Source organism: Tunturiibacter gelidiferens, assembly GCF_014201335.1.
In the GTDB taxonomy this organism is placed as follows: Bacteria; Acidobacteriota; Terriglobia; order Terriglobales; family Acidobacteriaceae; genus Edaphobacter; species Edaphobacter lichenicola_E.
The window spans coordinates 398,094-418,676 of the sequence record NZ_JACHEB010000002.1 but is presented as its reverse complement, the minus strand read 5'-3'; the positions used below and the strand labels follow the sequence as shown (position 1 = coordinate 418,676).

The 20,583-nt window shown below is 58.1% G+C and carries 16 protein-coding genes; 3 read left to right on the top strand and 13 right to left on the bottom strand.

What is annotated here, in order from left to right; all coding sequences use genetic code 11:
- Position 1: 1 nt before the first annotated feature.
- Complete coding sequence (locus HDF14_RS05470) at positions 2–1,006, bottom strand: DsbA family protein (RefSeq protein ID WP_183974313.1); 1,005 nt, start codon at positions 1,004–1,006, stop codon at positions 2–4.
- A gap of 72 nt (positions 1,007–1,078) precedes the next feature.
- Positions 1,079–3,613, bottom strand: a complete 2,535-nt coding sequence (locus HDF14_RS05465; RefSeq protein WP_260698039.1) for an LPS-assembly protein LptD — start codon at positions 3,611–3,613, stop codon at positions 1,079–1,081.
- Between the two features lie 225 nt (positions 3,614–3,838).
- Between HDF14_RS05465 and HDF14_RS05460 the strand changes: the two genes are divergently transcribed.
- Complete coding sequence (locus HDF14_RS05460) at positions 3,839–5,248, top strand: RDD family protein (RefSeq protein WP_183974309.1); 1,410 nt, start codon at positions 3,839–3,841, stop codon at positions 5,246–5,248.
- Between the two features lie 232 nt (positions 5,249–5,480).
- Here HDF14_RS05460 and bamA read toward each other — a convergent pair whose 3' ends face one another.
- From bamA to HDF14_RS05430, 6 genes are all read right to left on the bottom strand, one after another.
- Entirely contained in the window at positions 5,481–8,432 is a 2,952-nt protein-coding gene (bamA, locus tag HDF14_RS05455) for an outer membrane protein assembly factor BamA (protein ID WP_183974307.1), read from the bottom strand.
- Positions 8,433–8,653: 221 nt separating this feature from the next.
- Positions 8,654–8,839: a CPXCG motif-containing cysteine-rich protein gene (locus HDF14_RS05450; protein WP_179580454.1), complete on the bottom strand. Its 186-nt coding sequence runs from the start codon at positions 8,837–8,839 to the stop codon at positions 8,654–8,656.
- An 8-nt stretch (positions 8,840–8,847) separates the two neighbouring features.
- Positions 8,848–10,860, bottom strand: coding sequence for a S9 family peptidase (locus HDF14_RS05445; protein WP_183974305.1), 2,013 nt, complete (start codon positions 10,858–10,860; stop codon positions 8,848–8,850).
- A gap of 23 nt (positions 10,861–10,883) precedes the next feature.
- A complete protein-coding gene (locus HDF14_RS05440; protein ID WP_183974303.1) occupies positions 10,884–11,621 on the bottom strand; it encodes a hypothetical protein in 738 nt (245 codons plus the stop codon).
- Between the two features lie 63 nt (positions 11,622–11,684).
- Entirely contained in the window at positions 11,685–12,683 is a 999-nt protein-coding gene (locus HDF14_RS05435; RefSeq protein ID WP_183974301.1) for a threonine dehydratase, read from the bottom strand.
- On the bottom strand, positions 12,670–14,886 hold the full coding sequence (locus HDF14_RS05430; RefSeq protein WP_183974299.1) for a molybdopterin-containing oxidoreductase family protein: 2,217 nt from the start codon (positions 14,884–14,886) through the stop codon (positions 12,670–12,672). The genes HDF14_RS05435 and HDF14_RS05430 overlap by 14 nt, the downstream gene beginning before the upstream one ends.
- Positions 14,887–14,976: 90 nt before the next feature.
- Between HDF14_RS05430 and HDF14_RS05425 the strand changes: the two genes are divergently transcribed.
- Positions 14,977–15,594, top strand: a complete 618-nt coding sequence (locus HDF14_RS05425) for a TMEM175 family protein (RefSeq protein WP_183974297.1) — start codon at positions 14,977–14,979, stop codon at positions 15,592–15,594.
- Here the strand turns inward: HDF14_RS05425 and HDF14_RS05420 are convergent.
- A complete protein-coding gene (locus HDF14_RS05420; RefSeq protein ID WP_183974295.1) occupies positions 15,591–16,775 on the bottom strand; it encodes an acyltransferase family protein in 1,185 nt (394 codons plus the stop codon). The two genes, HDF14_RS05425 and HDF14_RS05420, sit on opposite strands and share 4 nt — an antisense overlap.
- A 215-nt stretch (positions 16,776–16,990) precedes the next feature.
- On the opposite strand from HDF14_RS05420, the gene HDF14_RS05415 reads away from it, so the two are divergent.
- The gene (locus tag HDF14_RS05415; RefSeq protein WP_183974293.1) at positions 16,991–17,467 is read left to right on the top strand and encodes a YybH family protein; all 477 of its coding nucleotides are present in this window, start codon (positions 16,991–16,993) and stop codon (positions 17,465–17,467) included.
- Here the strand turns inward: HDF14_RS05415 and HDF14_RS05410 are convergent.
- From HDF14_RS05410 to HDF14_RS05395, 4 genes are all read right to left on the bottom strand, one after another.
- A complete protein-coding gene (locus tag HDF14_RS05410; protein WP_183974291.1) occupies positions 17,464–17,850 on the bottom strand; it encodes a PilZ domain-containing protein in 387 nt (128 codons plus the stop codon). The two genes, HDF14_RS05415 and HDF14_RS05410, sit on opposite strands and share 4 nt — an antisense overlap.
- Before the next feature lie 488 nt (positions 17,851–18,338).
- The gene (frr, locus tag HDF14_RS05405; RefSeq protein WP_183974289.1) at positions 18,339–18,923 is read right to left on the bottom strand and encodes a ribosome recycling factor; all 585 of its coding nucleotides are present in this window, start codon (positions 18,921–18,923) and stop codon (positions 18,339–18,341) included.
- Between the two features lie 134 nt (positions 18,924–19,057).
- Positions 19,058–19,327 carry a hypothetical protein gene (locus tag HDF14_RS05400; RefSeq protein ID WP_183974287.1) on the bottom strand — a complete coding sequence of 90 codons (270 nt, stop codon included), beginning with the start codon at positions 19,325–19,327 and terminating at the stop codon, positions 19,058–19,060.
- An 11-nt stretch (positions 19,328–19,338) separates the two neighbouring features.
- Entirely contained in the window at positions 19,339–20,532 is a 1,194-nt protein-coding gene (locus tag HDF14_RS05395) for a pyridoxal phosphate-dependent aminotransferase (RefSeq protein ID WP_183974285.1), read from the bottom strand.
- Positions 20,533–20,583 lie beyond the last annotated feature (51 nt).

Here is a 20,583-nt window from a genome sequence, read left to right as displayed (position 1 = left end):
GCTAGTTACCGGGTTTGGTCGCCGGCGGGGTTTGAGGCTGTGCCTGAATTGGGGTCTTCGTTGGCGGTGGTGGCGGCGTCTGCCCGGAGGCAACCAGCGCGCTATCGATCATACGATACACGTCTTCGACCGGCTGTGCTCCTTCCACCTTTTCGCCATTGATGAACAGCGCCGGAGTCGAGTCTACGCCGAGGCTTTCGCCCAGCTTGATCGACTCCTTGATCGCGGTGTCATCCTGCTTTGCGATGCATGCATTGAGCGCGTTGGCGTCCAAATTCTGCTTCTTTCCTTCATCGCGTGTCAGAGTGTCGAGGGTCTCGTTGGCCTTCGCGAGACTCTTATCTGCGCCGCCCAGATCGGCGGCGTGTGCGTGGATATAGTCGACCAGGTTCCAATAACCCGTCGCGCTCTTGGCCCCGACGCAGTTGGTGTCAATTGCGGCGCGCATGGCCCACGGATGCTGATCGAGCGGAAAGTCGCGATAGACGATGTGAATCTGATCTTTGTAGCGCTCTGTCAGTGCCGGAAACAACTGCTCATGCATCTTGGCGCAGAAGGGGCATTCCAGGTCGTCGAACCCAACGATCAGCACGGGAGCGGTTGCCGGGCCGCCGCGCGCCGGACGCCCGTCGCCACTGACCAGCAGCTTCGGATCCTTGCTGATATCGAACTTGCTGAACTGGGCCAAGGTATTTCCGTCGGTCGAGATTAAAAATTCCGATGGCTTGCTCGACTTGCCGTCAGAGAGAAAAAAGACGGTGATTTTGTCGAAGCCCGGCACCTCGCTTTTGGTGCGCGGTCCTACCTGAATGACATAGCCGGCCGGGATAGAGGCGTGCGACCGGATCAGCACCTCGACACGGCGCACGAGCTCCGGCGAGAGCTTCCCCGAGCCGTCTGCGGCAGACGGTGTCGGAGTCTGGGTCGGCGTCTGGGCATGGCAGCCGAGGGCGGCCAGCGTAAGGGCAAAGATGAGGGTTCGGAACGGCTTCACAACAATCTGCACAATATCTCGATTATCTCACGCAGAGGCGGTTAAACAGGCCGCGGATCCCTCTGAAAGCCGCACTGTCAGGACTCAAAACAGGCTTGCCGTTCGCCGCAGATTGCCCGCGGTTCCAATATTCAGCAGCGTGAAGTTGAATCTCTCGGCCGTCTCATTTCGCACCGAGCCCAGTTCGTACTTCCGAACCTCAACGCTGAAGCCGCAGCAGTCCCAGTTATAGGACCCCTGCACGGCACCATATTGAACCAGACCGGTGTTGTTTGCGTTGAGATCCAGACCTACATTACCGGCGATGCCCAGACCTGGTTTGGTCGGCGAACCATACCCGAGCAACAGCCGCAGTTGGTTGAAGTTCGAGACCGCCGAAATTACTCCCTCAGTGTAGAAGCGCCCGGGAGCATTGAGCCGCGCGTAGCTCAATCCGGCAAAGATGTTGTTCTCGTGCACGTCCACCAACACGTTGTTGGACGTAAATTTCTTCGCTCCGGTATCGAGGTCGAAGTCCCACTCAACGTCCATATGCGCGGAAGTTCTCACTCGCAGGCGCGAGATCAGGGGCGAAATCGCCCGAGGCTCGGTCAAAAAGGCGATCCCGGAGAAGTTCAGCGTTGTGTCGAAGATGTTCCGTCGCCCATTGATGACGGCACCGCCGAAGTCCTCGTTGAAGAAGTACTTCTGCGCAAGCCGCCAACTGATGAGGGGATGGCTGCCGCAGCTCGGAAGCGAATCTTTCTTATCGCCGACCCGTTCTCTGGTCTGGGTCATCCCGATCTCGTCATCCCAGTTCTGGGACTGTGCCGTGCTCTCCGGCCTTTCCTTGCAGGGCCGATTTTTTACTGGACGCAGAAACAACCGCTGCGTCACTCCATACTCCAGCTCATTCGTATCGCTTACGACGTCGACGTCGTCGAAGCGCAGAACAGACAGGAAATTATTGACTCCAGTGACGTAGCGGTAGGTCAGCTCGGGCTCGATTGTGTGCTTTACATCGTTGCCGCCGAAGAACTTTTCTACTCCCGGCGAATCGAATACCCGTTCGACCACCGGAGCCCGCAGGTCACCCTCAATTTCCAGGTCTGCTCGATTCAACGGATCGGGAAGCTCGACCGGTATTCCGGTGTCGTTGTAGGGAACCTGCCTGCTCCTGCTGTAGGCCGTCTCTCGCACCCCGACCGATGCCCGCATTCGCCATCCGTCGAATCCCAGCGGATAGGAGAGCTCGGGATGCAGATCGAACCGCTGCGTTAGCCCTCCGGTAGAAAAATCCGGCTGAACGCGCGACAGCCCGGCCTCCGATGCATCCATACTCCAGAACAATCCAGTTCGGCCGATCTCATGCTCTGTAGTGTTGAAGTCCAAGGACGGCGCATGGAAGATTCTCACCTCCTGCTCCGCGACTGCGGGCTCGTCCGGCGTTGCGGCCGTAGCTGCCTGTTTCAATCCCTGGTACCGGTCCACTCGTCCCGACGCCGAATATCCATCCCACTCATGCACGCCATACAAGATGGAAAGGATGTCGCTCGATACGGCAACGCTGAAGTTTTCTGCGAACGCCTCGCGGTATGCATACGAACTGAGATATTCGACGTCGCCGGCCACGCGGGTTTGCGAACTGAAGTCATGCCGGCCAGAAAACGTAACATCTTCGCCGCCCTGATTGAGATACACACCGTTCGTGACGATTCCGCGGTCGAGCAGGCCGGTGTATCTGGCCTTCGCAAAGTTATTTCCGGACCCGCGATATCGAAAGGTCGCCGACTGCTCCCATCCGCGCAGCGAGTAGTACTGCGCTCCTACGGTCAGATCGGTGCTGCGGTTGATCGCCCAGTAAAACTCCTCACCCAGTGTGAAACCCTTGGACGAGGAGTACCCGGGAACAGGAATCATGAAGCCGGTCTGCCTTTGCTCCGAGTCGATGGGGTGGGTCACATAGGGCAGAAACAGGACAGGAATATTCATCAGGTGAAAGATGCTGTTCTGCGCCTTCGCCTTTTCGCTGTCCACCGTAAACTTCCCAGCATTGAGCATCCAGTCCGGTTTTGGCAGCTGGCAGGTGGTCAGCGTTCCGTCGTAGATCTCGTAGGATTGCGGCCCGGTTCGCACGACCATTCGCCCGGTAAACAGAAATGGGTTGCTGCTCGAATATGTCAGCGTGCGGCCCGGACCCGCGCCCCCGCCCTTCAACCCCACCGAGCCGGTCACATCGTAGAAAGTTGCCGTCTGGTTCCTCAGGTTCATCGTGCCGTGGCTGGCGGTAAGATCCTCGTGATTCGCCCCTCCGCTTACGTGCAGATGCCCGGTCGCGGTCAGCTCGCCGGTGTCCTCATTGAACTCGATGTGGTCGGCCTGTATTACCCGGTCGCGATAGTGGATGACTACATTTTTGTCGAGCGAGAAGACGTTTCCTGTCTTGCGCTGGTCGCCGTCCGACTCGAGGGTTACGTCGGTCGTATCGTCGTTGTCGGACAGCACCTCCGCCACCGGATATTGCGTGGCCCCAGGTGCGTCCGGCAGGCTTGATGATGACTGCTGATCTTCTGGGAGGGGGGTTGCCTGAGTCGTCACCTGCTGGGCCCACAGATGTGGATGACTTGCCGCGAGCACCATGATAGTTATCAAGAGGTAAACAGTCGCGCGGACGCTTCTGGAGCAGGTTCCTCGAGCGTTCAAGGCTATAGAAAAAGCAGGCAATTTGCCGGACAGCAAATCCGCTAAAAGCAGTCGGCGCTGCCAATGGATCTTCATCCCGTGTTCGTTCGGCTTGAAACTTGTCAGACGCGCCACCCTTTGAGGCTAAACGATTTTACGGAACCGAGTTTGGATTTGAGCACAATGAGCTCTGCACAACGTGACCTGCTACCACTTGACGAAGCCCCGACCGAAACGGAAGCGGCCGCACCCTTTGCACTCAGGGAACAGGTAGCGGAGCGCCTTGCAGCGCACCGCGCCCGGCGTACCCCGCAATCGAATTCCTCCGTCACTCCCATCGCGCAGCCAAACGCGGGGAAGTCACGCTCGTCCCGCATCGCCGAAGCAGTCGCTGAACGCTATGCCAACTCCCCCAGTTACCGCACCTTCCTCGCTGAACAGGCTGAAGCCGCGATTCGCGAAGCCAAAGCCGCCGCAGAGGTTGCAGCACTCAGTGCCCAGGCGGTCGCTGACGCACAGTATCAACTCCTTGCCGAACTCGACCAGTGGACGCTCACTCCGCCTACGCCCGCCCCGGTCCCCTCCTCACCAGCAGCTAAACTCGGCACCGCAGAAAACCTGATCGTCGCAGATCTCCCGCTTAGTCTTTCGGCGGACGCTCCATCGTCGTCTACCCGTCTCACCGTGAAGCCCTACGAAGACGTAAACCGCGCTCCTTTTCAGGAAGCAGTCTCCTCCCCGAGCCGTCCCTTGATCTACGAAACTCGCGAGACCTACGCAGCTGCCAATGAAGCTGAAGCGCTCGCCCTCGACGAAGAGATCGCTTTCCGCCAGGCTCCCGTGTTCGAAGAGTCAGGTCCACCTATCGAGATTCCTGCCAACCTTATCGAGTTTCCTCGCCAGCTTGTAGCCGCGCGCAAAGCCCGTCCCCGTCTCGCTGAGGGCCCCCTTCGCGAAGAAGCCGACCAGGCTCCTCACAACGTACCTGCGGCACAGCTCCGCATCTTCGAGGTTGAAGCTGCGCAGATCTCCACTTCCCCGGTTGTCGAATCTGTCACGCCCGAATGGTCCTCCATTTTGCTGGCGGCCCATCCGGTATCGGCTCCGGTAGAAACCCGCGAGGCCCCCTTCCAGCTCGAGCACAGGCCCGAAGCGGCCCCGCTCAACCTGCGCCTGATGTCCTCAGTCGTCGACGGCTGCATCATCACCGCCTCCTTCTTCGTCTTCGTCGCGGCCTTCGCGCTCACGGTGGGTAAGCTCTCGGGCAATCCTTCGGCCCTCGCCGCCAGCGTCGTTCCCATGAGCCTGCAGACTGCGGCCATCGGCACGGCCGGCACCCTGGTTGTCCTTACGCTGCTCTATCACCTGCTCTTTTTCACCTTCAGCGAGGCCACCCCCGGCATGCGCTACGCCCGCATCGGCCTCTGCACTCTGTCGGACGACAACCCGACGCGGTCAGCTATGCGTCGCCGCATCTTCGCCACGGTGCTCGCCGCCTGCCCGCTGGGGATTGGCTTTCTCTGGGCCTGGATGGACGAAGATGGCCTCGGCTGGCACGATCGCATCTCTCGCATGTATCAACGCAGCTACTAGGGATTTAAGCTTTCTTGCCGAGGCCATGATCTATGCCTCATCGTCTATCCCGACAAACGGGAGGGCGGCAGCGACTGATGGTATACACGCCACGAAGTGGCCGCACTCCGCGCAGGAGGCTCGTCCGGCAGGACAAACGTCCCAATAAAACGGCAGCTGCCAAAACACCCGAACGTGAAAAAGCCCGCCGTCGGACAAATAGCTCCGAAGGCGGGCTCATAAACAGACCGGACTAGAAGGTCGTGCTCACCGTCAGACGGAACGTTTTTCTCGGCTCGCGCAGAATGTAGTCAGCTCCGTAGAACTGCAGCGCCTGCTGATAGCTGAACTGACCTGCTCCATCGCTCGGGAAGTAGCTCTTGAAGGTATTCACGTTATCCGGGCCAGAGTTCGGCACGGCAAGCTGCTGCGGAACGGTCTTGTAAAGACGCAGCGGGTTGTAGGCGTAGAAGATGCGGAACGGAGCGTTGACGACTGGCAAAATCACCTGAAGTTCGGCGCCGAGGGAGTCGCGCGGAACGTAGTTCGTCCCTGGCACAATCGTCAGCAGGTCCGGGAACTTCACCGACTGGCCACCAAAGCAGGCGCCGTTGACGATCGTCGGGCATCCATACTGGGCGCCATTGATCAACGACTGACCGGCTGTGCTCTGACGCAATTGGCCCTGTTGCGCGTCGAAGGTCATGCCGAAGTCGTTGAAGAAAGCAAACGTCACCTGGTTGACGATCGGAATCCGGTATTCCAGGTTCGCTATGAACGACGTATCTCCACCAATGGACACCATGCGGTAGATCGGCAACGGAATCTGTACGGGACCCAGGGCCGGGTTCGTGGGATCGCGCGGAACCGAAGTTCCATCAGGGTTCGTCAGGATGAACTGAACTTTATTCGGAATGAAGGTGTAGGGTCCAACCGACCGGATATCGAAGCCGCGAAGATCCGTCTCGCCGCCGCTGTAGAGACGATGTGTCGGCGGAGCAACCTCGCCCCCGAATCCTGATGTGTGAGCCAGCTGGAGACGATATCCCAGGACATTGTGGCCGTCGCCGCTGACCTTGAGCCCCTTCATCGGGAAGAACTGACGGTAACTGGCGATCGGTGAGTAGTACTTCACATTACCGCCGACACCGGCCAGCTGCACCGACACGTTGAAGTCCTTACCGCGATGCGGACCAACCGCGCGATCGAGGCTCGAGAACGTAAAGCTCGGCGTCACTACCGAAGTAATGATGCCTGTCAGCTGATTCTGCCCCGCCACGCCCGAGCGGAAGGCCAGCGACTGAAACACGTTGGTCGTATTCTGGTTGAACGTCGTCACGGAAGACCGCGACAGCGAGTACGAAATACCGACACGGGTCACACCACTTCGCGAAAAAAGATGCCGCAGCGGCTCACTCGCCGAGATTGTCAAACCCGTAGTCGACTGGTTATAGTTCGTCAGAAGTGACTGCTGGGCGGTTGTCAGATTCCCCGCCGCCTGGCCAGTCGCGGACTGGCTCTTCGAGGGATTGAAGTCATACTTGCTGGCGAATACCTGCGCGCCGAGCGAGATCGGCTTATCCCGTAGATACGGCTCAGTGAATCCCAGGCTCAGATTGCGCGACAAGTCGCCGATATTTGCCTGCACGGACAGCGTCTCGCCCAAACCGAGGAAGTTGTTGGTCTCATAGTTCAAACCAACAAAGGTTCCTGACAATCCGCTGATACCGCCGTTCAAGCCGATCGAGTTCTTACCTTTTTCCTTCAGCTTCAGCAGCAGATCGACCGTTCCGTCATCGGTGTTCTGGCGGCTCTCCGAATCCTGCTCCGCCTTCAACGGTTCGAAGTAGTTCAACTGGTTCAAGCGCAGGATCGACATATCCCACAGCCTGCTGTTATAGACCTGTCCTTCTTCGAGCAGCAGCTCGCGGCGAATTACCTTGTCGCGCGTAATGGTGTTGCCGGTAAACTCGATCCGCGACACATAGAACGGCTTGCCCTCATCGATATCGATGTTCAGCGTAATCGTCTTCTTCGCTTCATCGATCTGGGGCACCGGCGTTCCGACGAAGTTGATATATCCGAGCTCGCCATAGGCTTTGCGCAACTGATCCAGCCCCTTGCCGAACAGGGTCGCGTTGAAGTATTCGCCGTCCTTCTGCGTGAACTGCGACCGCAATGCCTTCGTGTTCGGCACGTGTGTGTTGCCGGTGAAGGTAATTCCGCCGAGCTTATAGCGTGCGCCCTCCTCCACCGGCATCAGAATGTCGATTCGCTTTCCTTTGGAGGGATGCAACGTAAAGGGGTTGATCCCGCCCGCGTCGCGGATGTGGGTCGTCGGATCGCTGGTCAGAGCCTTGAAGTAGCCGCGGTCCCGGTAGGCCTGACGTACTCGCTCGGTGTCTTCGTCCAGCTTGCTCGCGTCGAAGGTCCGCGCAAAGAGATTTTCCAGAATGATGGAGTGCGGAATCCCGATCGGCCGCAGGTTCTTCATCGCCGCACGAAGCGTGCGATCATTCAGGTTGTTGTTCCCCTGAAACGCGATCTTGCCTACCTTCACGGTAGGCCCTTCTTTGATGTTGAAGGTAATCGCCACAGCTGCCGGCGGAATCGTCTTCACTTCGGTCCTGATCGTAGCGAACTGGTGTCCATGCTCCGCCAACAGGTCCCTGAGAACCACCTCGGCACGCTTGATCTTAGTGGGGTCGTACTGGCTTTCAACTGACAGCGGAACCTTGGCCTTCTTGAACCGGTCCAGAATGTCAGACTGCGTGACCGCGCCGAGACCCTTGTAGTTGATCTCGCGAATGGTTGGCTTCTCTTTCACGTAGATGATTAGTTGCACGCACTTCGGGCTGTCGATGCGCTCAATCCGCACGTCATCGAAGTAGCCCGTATTCCAGAGCGAGTTGAAGTCCCGCTCCACCACCAGCGGGTCGTACAGGTCGTTCTGGCGGCTGTACAGCCGGGCCAGCACGGACTCCTTCGGGATGCGTCGATTACCGATCACCTGAGGCTGGCAAAGCGTCTCGACATTGCCCGACGACGATCCGGTCTGAGCCGAGAGCGACGTGGCGGCCAGCGCCGTAAACGCAATCATGTACGCGGCATAAGCGATGCGGGAGCGTCTGGAGCGCGTGCACACAGTCTTGGTCTTGCTATTCAGGGAGCTTCCGCTCTCTCGATTCACGGTAAAGATACGCACACCCTCACTGCTCTAAAATGACGCTCGCCAGCACAGTCAGCGAAGTTCTGATTATATGGGAGCGGCCAGCGGTTAGCGAGTTCGCGCCCCGGTTCAGGTCGGACAAACTCAATCCAACCAACGAATTCTGCAGTGCTCGTTTGACGAAGTGCGCATCCAAAGGCCTCTTCACTCTTTATTGATAGAGGCTTTGCCACCCGCACGGTGCAAGTGCCACCGTATTAGCTTTCCAGCTCCGCCGTGATCGTAAACTCCTGCGCCGACCCATCCCAGCGCACTGTCAGGACGTTAGGCTGGCAGCAGACCTGGCAGTCCTCGACATATTGCTGCTTCGAACCGCCTGATTCATCGACAGTGGTCTCCACCCACTCCCCGCAACCTGCGCACTGAAACCCCGCTGCATGCATCGCCAACCTCACTGGGTCTTCGTCTCTCCTTTAAGATACTTCTCGAACCAATCCACCGACCGGGTCAATTCATCCACCTGATGCTCCCGCTTGATGAACCCGTGTCCCTCCTCGGGGTAGTACACCGCGTCGACCGTCCGCCCCTCTTTCTTCAGGATCTCCACAACCTGCTCGGCCTCTTCCTTCGGTACGCGAATATCCCGCTCGCCCTGCAGGACCAGCAGCGGAGCCTTCTCATCCCGGATGTACTTCAATGGGGAGCTCGCCTCATACGCAGACTTATCCTTCACCGGGTCGCCCAGCAGCGTCTTTTCATATTCCTGCAGACGCGCGTCCGAGTGCTCCAGCATCGTGTACCAGTTCAGAATCCCAAACTCATCCACCGCCGCTGCCCACAGATCGGGATTCTTTCCGATCGCCATCAGCGTCATGAACCCGCCGTACGATCCGCCCCAGATGCCTACCTTCTTCGTATCTATAAACCCTGTGGCCTTCAGAAAGTCGACGCCGGCAATCTCATCTTTCAAGTCGGCTCCGCCCAAATCCTTGTAATTCGCTTTTTCGAACTCCATCCCATAGCCCGTTGAACCGCGCACATTCGGCGCAATCACCACAAAGCCACGTGATACCAGCAGAATCGCACGCGGACTGAAGCTGTCCAGCGTCTGCCCTGTCGGGCCTCCATGCGGCATCACCACCAGGGGCGCCGTTCCGTCTCGTTTCACATTGAACGGCACCCACACGAACGCCGAGATCATCTTCCCATCGAAGCTCTTGTAGGTCACCAACTGTGAAGAAGGCAGCGCAGCAGAGGCCAGCACCTGGCTCTCGTTATGCGTCACTTGCGACACCACGCTACCTGTACTCAACAGATAGAGATTCGGGGCGTGCGTCGAGTCCTGGTGCGAAAACAAATAACTTCCGTCCTCACGAAACGCACTCGGGTCGGCACCGGGAGTATTCAGCCCTGCCGGTATGCCTCGGTCACTCGCCTTGAGCCTCTTCACATCCACAAAATTGATCGTCGCCCTTCCGTCCGAATTCAAGATGTAGGTAAAAGTGTCTCCCTTCGGAGAAAATCCGCCGGCCTGCGCCTCCCACTGCGTATCGGTCACCCAACGCTTCTTCTTCGACGCAACATCGAGCAGCACAACATTCTGATAGCCGCCCTTCTCATTCGACGTCATCAGCAGCGTCTTCCCATCCGGAGATACCTTTGACGCAATCATCCGTACATTCCCAGTGTGTGCCGTCAGGTTCTCCGCCGTCCCACTCTTCACGTCCAAGCGGTAGACATCCGCGTCATCGGTCCCCACCTCCCGTACCGCATACAGATACCGTCCGTCCGAGCTCCAATCCGCTGCATCCCACGAGGCCTTCGGATCTTTCTCGTGCGTCAACAGCCGTGCCGTGCCTGCCGGCCACTCCATAATTGCGATGTTGGTCGAAGGTTCTACCTTCTCTTTGCTGTCAAACGCCAGCCACTTTCCATCTTTCGAGAACAGCGGCCTACTCTCGCTTGTCTTATCGGTGTTGGTCAGATTTTTCGGCTCGCCGCCCTCAACTGAAACCGCATACAGGTCATACAGCTCATCGCCGCCTTTGTCCTGCTGGTAGACGATCTCTTTGCCATCCTGGGTAAACGACGGGCTTGCCTGCCGGTCGTTCGATTTCAGCAACTGTCGCGCACCGGTCCCATCTGCCTGCATCACCCAAAGATTTAGCCGACCGGAAGAGTTGCTGATGTATCCGATCTGCTTGCCATCGGGCGACCATGTCGCGCCCCCAATTCGCACCGTCTGCAGCAACTCCGCCACCGGCATCGGAGCCGAGGTGGCCACGTTCTCCGCTGAAACCACGCTCTTGGGATCCGTCGCCACCCGGTCGCCCGGTCCCGAAGCAAATCCGTTGAGCGAAGTCAGCAACAGCAATCCAGGCAAGAGGCAGAGACGTGTCATCGCAAACTCCATATAAGTTGAAATGAACTCCAGAAACCGACCGCGCCAGACTAGCACGCTCATTCATCGTCTACGTCATAAACTTCCTACTTGTTCCCGCTAATCTCTCTCGTCACCTTGCCCGCGCCATCCAGGAAATCTAACGCGGGTTCTCCATCCGCTTTTACCATCAGCACGGCACGAACATGCCCCGCTGTATCCCGTAGACTCACTCGAACTGAATCGTCCTTTTGTCTCCCGAAGAAGCCACGCTCTGCAGCAGAGGGATACTTCACATTCAACTTTGCCCACGCTGCCGAGCGCTCTGCACCATTCGGCATCGCTTTCACCCGTTCCGCATCGGCGATAAACTCCGGCGTGATCACGTACGCACCTACGTCATTCACCGTAACGCCCGAAGCCTTCTTCCCATCCTCAAGGCTCGCACCCAGCACGAGCGTCTGGTCCTGATCATATTGATCGAAGCTAAGATGGCTGAAGCTCGACGGACCGTTGCCGGCATCTTTGCTGGCCCCATAGATCAGGCCACCATCTTCGGTGCCCTCGTCGTTGACGAATAACATTCCTGCCGAATCCTGCCGATCTGCTCGTTTAATCTCTTTGCCGTGCAGATAAAGTCCCGGAAACTCAGCTTTATCCGAGATAACCAGCCGAACAGTCCCGTCCGGTTCCACCACATTCATTCGCCGCACGGTGATCTGGTCGAAGCTCGCGTTTCCAGACCATGGCCGCGCAAATCCTGCGAGCACCGTAACCGCGAAGACCACCGTAAGACATCCAGAGTAGATTGCCAGAAAGCTCTGACTCGAAAAAAAACGAACCATGTTCGCACCTCGAAGATTGCCCTATGTAAAACTCTTCAGGGTAATCTCGCAAGTGGCAGCCTCTTAGACTGCTCCGCCATCAGCCAACACGCGGGCAAACACATCGCTGTCTACATTCCCACCGCACAGCACAGTCCCCACTCGTGCTCCGCCGTTGGACCGATCCTGTAACAGAGCGGCCAACCCAATTGCGCCCGCACCCTCAGCCACATTGTGGGTGTCGACGAAATAGGCCCGCATCGCGTCCTTCACGGCCTCGTCGTCCACCATCACAACGCGATCCAGCCCAGACTTCAATATCTCCAACGCCGTCGCGTCAGGCTTCCGGCAAGCCACACCGTCGGCAATTTTTGTTGCCGACTCCTTCTCAATCACATGTCCGTCGGCGAGCGACAGCGCATAAGCGGGCGCATGGCTCGACACCACCCCGACGACTTTCGTCTTCAGCCCCAACGCATTTCGCGCTGCAATCGCGCCACACGAACCAGATCCCATCCCAATGGGTACGTAAAACGTATCCAGGTCTGGACAAGCCGTAAACATCTCCCACGCGTAGGTCGACACACCCTTCACCAACAACAGATCGAAGCTCGGCACGCGATGCCATCCAAATTTCTCTGCCAGAGAAGCCGCGTGCTCGCTCGCCTCCTGAAAATCCTCGCCGCACTCCACCAGTTCCGCACCCAGGCACCGCATCGCCCGATTCTTCTCTGGACTATTTCCAAACGGCACCACGATCACCACGCGAAATCCGAGCTGCTTGCCAGCGAACGCCATCGACTGACCATGATTCCCTCGCGTTGCCGATACCACGGTCTTCACCTCGGGCCGCTCGCGCCGGAGCCAATCCATATACACCAGCCCACCGCGAACCTTAAACGCCGCCACTGGCGTATGGTTTTCGTGCTTCACCCAAACCTCAACTGCGCCTGCGATCTTCGAAGCCCGCTCATTCAACAGCGGCCAACTGTACTGCGGCGTAGCCGGCATCGACTGGTAGATCAACTCCGCCGCCGACTCGATCTCTTCGAGCCCGGGCAACACCGCCTCATCGGATACCATCGTGCCCCTTTCGGACCTCGACCAGCGTCGAATAAAACGTAGCCCCACCGCCAATATCGGTCAGCGTCTCCGATGTCAGCGCATTCACATTGGCGCCGTTCCCCGAGAGGTCCGAACCCAGCTTATTCCAATCCAGCCGCGCCGCCACCACACCTGCAGATACCTGTGCGTTCACCAGAGCCCGCAGCGTAATGCTTCCGCGCCCGTTGAATACCTCCACCTCGTCGCCCGTAACAATCTTCCTTGCCGCCGCGTCGGTCGCATGCATCTCCAAGACACCAGCGGTTCGCGCCTCCATGCGCTGATGCAAAGGGATGTTTGCAAAGGTCGAGTTCATGTAGTTGTCCGCCTTCCTCGGCAGAAACTCCAGCGGATAAGCCCCTTTCGACGCGTGCGCACGAGATTCGGTCGGTGCAGCAAACACCGGTACTGGCACCAGTTGTCCGCGCCCGTCCGGCGTGCGAAACCACTCCGCCGTACTGAAAGGCAACACCTCGCCCTTCGCATCCAGCGGCATCTGCAGCGGAAGATGCCCCTCGCGTTCCAGCCGATCCCGCGTGATCCCCGCAAACCATGGATGCTCGGTGTCAAGCGCCTGATCGATCATCTCGTCCTCACGATCGTCAAAGCAGGCCTCTTCAAATCCCATCCGTCGCCCCAGCTCGCCGAACATGGCAACGTTACTGCGTGCCTCGCCCAGCGGCACAATCGCCCGGTTGTTCACCTGTGCGAACAGATGACCGTAGGCTCCCTGCACATCCTTTACCTCAAGAAACGTCGGTGCCGGAAGCAGCACATCGGCATAGTCGCTCGTGTCGGTAAAGAACTGCTCATGCACCACAACGAACAGATCCGGCCGCCGCAACCCGCTCAACACAGCATTCTGATTAGGAGCCACCGCCCCGGGATTCGAGTTGTAGACGAACAGCGCCTTCACACGCGGCCCATCGCTCTCATCGTTTCCGAGCGTCGTCAGCGCCTGGCCGAGCTGACTCATATTCACAACGCGCGCCGCTCTGCCCAAAGCACTGGCCATCATCAGCTCCGGCATCTGAAGCGCTTTCTCGTTGAACGGAAATGAACCTGAGGTAGAGAGCAGCAACCCTCCGCCCTTGTACTTCCACGCCCCGGTCAGAAGCGGCAACATGCATACCGCTCGGGCCGCCGTGCCTCCGTTCTCACTTCTCTGGATTCCATAGTTCAACCGGATCGCCGCTGGACCGCCAACGTTTGAGCCGTCGTCAGTGTTCCGCGCCGCGCTGCGCCCCGCCGCAGAGTATGCCCTGGCCAACCGCACAATTGTCCCTGCATCGATCCCCGTCGCCCTCGCCACATTCTCCGGCGAATATTCGGGCCGAAGCGCATGCGTCCTTAGCTCCGCAAATCCAGTTGTGCATGCATCCACATACTCGCGATCCTCAAGCCCCATGCTCAGGATCACATGCATCAGCCCCAGCGCCAGCGCCGCATCGGTCCCCGGATTGATGGCCAAATGCTCATCTGCCAGCGCCGCTGTCCGTGTTCTATATGGATCGATCACTACCAGCCGCGCACCCTTCCTTCTCGCCTCTTCAATAAACGGCCAAAGGTGCACGTTATTTCCGTGAATATTCGCACCCCACGCGATCACCAACCCTGCATGCGCAAAGTCCTGCGGCACTGTCCCCAGCTTCACTCCGTACACACTCTTGAGTGCAGTGCCGCCAGCCTCGGCGCAGATCGTCCGTGCCAGCTGAGAGGCCCCGAGCCGATGAAAGAACCTCCTATCCATCGACCCATATCCCAGCTGTCCAATCGTCCCAGCGTAACTGTAAGGAAGCACGCTCTCCGGCCCAAACTCCGCCGCGATCTTCTTCAGCCGCTCCGCAACTTCATCGAGCGCCTCATCCCACGAGATCCGCTCAAACGCCTCCGCCTCGCGCCCCTGCGGCAGAGGTCCTTTGGCCACATCCTTCTTGCGACGCATCGGATACAGCAGCCGATCCGTTGAATAGACGCGGTCCAGGTACTTTGCTACTTTGCCGCACAAAAATCCCCGGGTCACCGGGTGCGATGGATCGCCCTGAACCTTTACTGCGCGCCCGGTCAGCTCATCCACCGTTACCAGCACGCCGCACGAATCCGGGCAGTCATGCGAACAGACCGCATGCACCACCTTCATCGCACGCGAATGCGCACCTGTACCAGTAGGGTTTTCAGCCATCTCTGTATCTTAGTCTCTTCCACCCCTCACATCCGCGCCAATCGCCGATGTATGCTGCTCCCAACGCCAAAAATCAGCCTCAGGCAAACGATGAAACATCATCTCGCCACTCCAGCCCGCCTCGAAGCCTTCTCCGACGGAGTCATCGCCGTCATCATCACCATCATGGTGCTCGAGCTCAAAGTCCCTCATCAGGACGGCATCGCTGGACTTTACGCCGTGCTCCCCACCCTCGCCGTCTACGGTATCTCCTTCGCGTTCACCGGCATTTACTGGATAAATCATCATCATCTCTGCCACCGCACAGACGAGGCTGATGAACTGGTTCTCTACGCCAACCTGTTCTTCCTCTTCTGCCTCTCGCTCCTGCCCTTCTTCACGTCCTACGTCCTCGAAAAGAAGTTGGACTCCTTTTCCGTCGCCCTCTACGCGTCTTCGATGGTCGTCACCGGCTTCAGCTTTCTTCTTCTCCGGCTGTCAATCGCGCGGCGCCTTCGTCTTGCGGGCAAGCTGGAAACTCAGGACACCTCAGTCCAGCACAAGCATCTGTACTCACTCTTCACCTACCTTGTCGCGATTCCGTCGGCGTTCTACCACCCGCACATAGCTCTCGGCCTTTGCGCCTTCGTCACTGTCATCTGGGTCACGCCGACCGCGGGAGTTAAGCCTCGGGAAGACGCATCCTCTCCAACGTCTAACCTGCGCTAAAGCGCCGGCTCGCGAAGCATCTCCACATCGACGCTCTGGGTCTTCTTCCGCTCGAAGCGATCCCGCAGTATCAGGAATGGACGCTCCACGAACCCATACAACAAAGCAGCCACCAGCAAACACGTCATCGCATAAATCACGACAGTCTTCGCATCGCGGGCCTCGGTAAGCGACGGCAGGTACGTCCGGTCCAGATGCGCAACTTCTTTATGCGTCAAATAAAGACTGAAGGCAAGAGTCGCCAGCAACTTCGCTCCGGGTACATGAAACCTGCTCAGCCACCCATTGCTGCTCACGCTTGAAACCACAAGCAATCCCAACCCAGCCGCCAGCAGCGGATAGCCAACCAGCGTACCCCAGGCCGCAATCTTAGTTGCGTCTGCCATTCCATCATTGCGAAACATCCAACAGACAGACCCGGTCAGCGCCAATCCCAACACTAGCGCCTCATGTCCTCTGCTGGTCATCCATTCCCACCATCCTGGTCTGAACAGCCGCACCAATGCCAGCGTCACGCCCACAACCAGGCCGTCAAGTCGTGAATAAGTCGGATAGTAAAGGTATCTGTAATAGAACGTTCCGAAGTCGTCGGAAACTCCGCGACCGCTCCATCCTGATGGCGCAATCAACGGTAACAATTCGTAGCCGCGATAGCAGATCCCGAACAGAACAACAGCTCCGATCACAAGCACCGTCTTCCGCAACGATGGTCTCCGCATCAGCCAGATTACCAACAGCGGAAGCACTAAATAAAAGTGCTCTTCCACGCACAACGACCAGACATGCGAAAAAGCATGATGGCTAAAGTCGACGAAGAGCAGATTGACCGTAAACGTCAAGAACTGCCACAGCGGCGGCAGGGCCGGAGACTCTCGCCACGCGGGAAACGCAAAATAGAGCCACAAAACAACAAGATAGGCGGGAAGAATCCGATACGCTCTCCGCCGATAAAACTCCCAGATGGAAGGTTTCTCGCCAGTAGAGTATGGCCTCAACAACTGCGTCCCGATCAGATATCCGCTCAACACAAAGAACAGATCGACACCCATCCATCCAAACTGCGCGACAGCCGTCATCCTCTCAGGGAGAAACGACTCCAGGTGATACAGCATTACAGCCACAATTGCGACGGCTCGCAACGTGTCCAGACCAGGCAATCGCGCTGAGTTCGCTCGTTTCATCAATACCTTTGTCAAAACAATAACCGGCAATCCTCACTCCGTCCCGATAGAGATCGAAGACTCCCTCGAAGAGTGCTCGAAAAGTTACTGTAGAAGAGATTACGAAGCCAAATCTTTTACTGACATGGTCTACTATCAATCCAACCTGACAAGCGTCCTGTGAAGCAACGGCACGAAGCAGCGCCAGATCAGACAGCTTCCCCATCGAGGTTCTCATGACACTGCAATCTTCTATTCGCCTTGCTGCCGTCTTTCTTGTCCTTCTCGTGCCGGTTACCCTTCCCGCGCAGACCGCCGCAGACCCTCTCCACACCGCGTCCCGCCAAGAACTCGATGTCATCAAGGTCCTCCTCGCCCAAGAGGCTGCCTGGAACAAAGGCGACCTCACCGCCTTCGCCAGCGGCTACAAAGACTCCCCCGACACTCTCTTCATTGGCCACCAGCTCTCCCGCGGCTACGCCGGTATGGTTGACCAGTACAAGCGCGACTACCCGACCCGGGCCGCCATGGGAACCCTCTCCTTCACCGACCTCGAAGTCCACCCTCTCGATGAAAACTTTGCCGTCTGCATCGGCAAATACCATCTCGACCGAGCCAAAAAAGATGGTGGGAACGCTGGAGGTATCTTCTCCCTGGTTCTAGAAAAGACCACCGACGGCTGGAGGATCATCGTCGATCACACCACCAGCTAAGCCTCCCGGCTCAGCTCTGCAATCAGTCCCTCAAGCCCCGCCCGCACCTTAGGCGTCATGGCCTCAAACAAAAATCCAGCTCCCCTAGTCCTCACCATCCTGCTGGTCGCATCACACTTCAACACCCGGTCATGCGCCCGAAACACGATCTCCACTGGCGTTCCCGGGGCCAGCCGCAGTCGAGCTTCGGTCTCGATGTAGCACCCGCCCGCGCTCACATCCAGCACCCGCCCGCGAAACAGCATGGTTCCATCCTTCACCATCACCTCGGCCCAGGCATCCACGGCATAGCGCGTATGCTCCCGCCTGTCGACGATCCCCTCGGCCGCCACTCCTCGCCGCTCTTCCTGTCCTTCCAACTCCCGGCCCTCGAATTCGTCCACGCCCGCCTCCAATATCTCGCACATCCCGCACGGTGAGGACGGCTGATCCAATCATCGGCACAAACATTGAAAGCATCACAGCTTTCAGACCCCCGCCAGCCTCCACGCCCAATTTCTTTTTACAAAAATCTCAATCCACCAATCCAACCCCGCGTTCTCCACCGTACTTCTAACCAGCTTGTGGCTGTGCACGCGAGGCCGAGCGGAGACACCGATGCAATGCACAAAATGCCACCATGGCAAACTCTCAAGGACAAAGCGCGTCGGCCTCCTCGAAGAGAGCCTTTTCCCCTTCTTCGGCTACTTCCCCTGGATCTGCTCTGACTGCAAAAGCCGCATATTCATGAGGGCACGAGGCCAGCGAGTTCGCATCTCTCGCAACGAACAACTCGATGCGAACCCATCCTCACAAAAAGACAGCCTCCACCAGGTGCAGTGAAGGCCGTCCATTTCCACTCGATTACCAGATCTTTCACCATCTGAAAACTTCAGACCGTCATGATCTCTTTTTCCTTCGCCTTGAAAAGGTCCTCAATCCTCTTGATCTCCACGTCGGTCAACTGCTGAACCTCTTCGTTCGCTCGCTTCTCATCATCAGCCGAGATCAGCTTGTCCTTCGCCGCCTTCTTGATCTGATCGTTCCCGTCGCGGCGGATATTGCGGATCGCCGTCTTGTGATCCTCGAGCGTCTTATTCAGCTGCTTCACCACATCCTTGCGCCGCTCTTCGGTCATCGGCGGCACAGGCACGCGAATCACCTTTCCATCGGTCATCGGATTCAGTCCCGTCCCCGACGTACGAATCGCCTTCTCAATCGCCGAAACCATTCCTACGTCGTAAGGCTGCACCAGGATCAGCGTAGGCTCCGGCGTTGACACCTGGCCCATCTGGGCCACAGGCGTGTCCGTGCCGTAGTAGTCCACTTTGATCTGGTCGAGCATATGCACGTTCGCCCGCCCGGTCCGCGCCGAGAGAAGATGCCCGCGAAAGTCCTCCACCGTGCTCTCCATCTTCGCCTTCAGCTGCTGATGTGTCCCCTTCAACGCCTCAATCCCTGCCATTGCTGATGCCATACGTTCTCCTCTACTGCACTCGATATTTTACAGAGACGTAACCAACCGTGCGAGGCAGGCCGACAAAAACCGCTGCGCCGCTCCATATCCGTGGTTCCCCAAATTGGCAGTTCCGATGTCACAAGCGTTGATGTCTAACTCCCTTTCTCATCAGTCTCGACAGGCCCTAGCCCTAGCCCGCGATTGGGTTTCTTCTTCTTCGCCGGATAAATCTTCGCGGCTACGGGAGGCGCCAGCGCGTCCTTCACCAGTACCTCGATCCCCCGCCAGTACTTCACATCCCCGGGCAACGCACTGGGCACTGATTGCCGCATCCGGCAGTACCAGAGCGACCACTCCAGCTCCTTCGAGTTCTTATTCTTGATCGCGGCTTCAATCCGCGTCACTTCGGAGAAAGACGGCATACCTCTTCATCTTATAGACCTGCAGGCGACCCCATGGTCCGCAGCCTCCGGCAAGCCTCTGCCAGATCCTTATCTTTCTTCGCGAAACAAAACCGTAACAGATCCTCTCCCCTGCCCGGCCTGAAAAAAGCCGACCCCGCCACTGCAGCCACTCCCGTCTTCGCCAGCAGAGCTCTCGCTTTTTCAGCCGCTGTCGCGCCCGGCAGGGCCGCCGCAGAAGCCAGCACGTAGTAAGCGCCATCTGGAACATGCGGCCTCATTCCCGCTTCCCGCAGCGCGTCCACGATCATCGTGCGCTTCACCTCGTGCTCGAGCGCCAGCCCGCTATAAAAATCGTCGCCAAGTTGCTCCACCCCATCTGCCACGCCCTGCTGCATGGGCGCAGGCGCACACACATACGTCAGATCATGAAAGTACCCAATCGACCCCAGCCATCGCGCGTCCGCAATCAGGTATCCCACTCTCCATCCCGTCACCGAAAACGTCTTCGAAAAACCCGACATCAAAATCGTCCGCTCTCGCATCCCTGGAATCGACGCCGGGCTCAGATGTGTTGCTCCTCCATAAACGAAGTGCTCATAGATCTCGTCCGTAAACAAGAACAGATCGAACTCCTCCGCTATCTTCGCCAATCCCTCCAGTTCCACCCGTGTGAACACCTTGCCCGAAGGATTTGAAGGTGTATTGATCACCATCCCCCGCGTTTTGGGTGTAATCGCCGCCCGCACCGCCTTCAGATCGAGCCCCCAGTCCGGCGCGGCCAACGGCACCGCCACCGCCGCCACACGCAGCGAGCTCAGCGTATTCACGTGATACCCGTAGAACGGCTCGAACACGAGCACCTCATCGCCCGGATTCAGTAGCGCCATCGCAGCGGCCTGAAACGCGCCCGTCACCCCACTGGTCACCAGCACCTCGCGTTCCGGATCGACTACGATCCCCAGCGTTCGCTCCACCTTCCCCGCAATCGCCTTTCTCAGACGCACAATCCCGTCCAGGCGCGTATAGATATTGAACCCATCCCGAATCGCGCGAATCGCTCCTTCGGACACAACCTCCGGCACCTCGGTATCGCACACTCCTTGTGCCAGATTTACTCCACCCATCGCATCGCACGCCACGCTCATCGCGCGGATCTCCGACTGCACCAGCCGCGGCGCCAACTGACTCAGCCCCAATCTCGGTGAAATCTCAACTTGCCCCATAACACGATCCCCCTTTAACGAAAACCCTTAGCCCAGCGTCCAATCATCTTA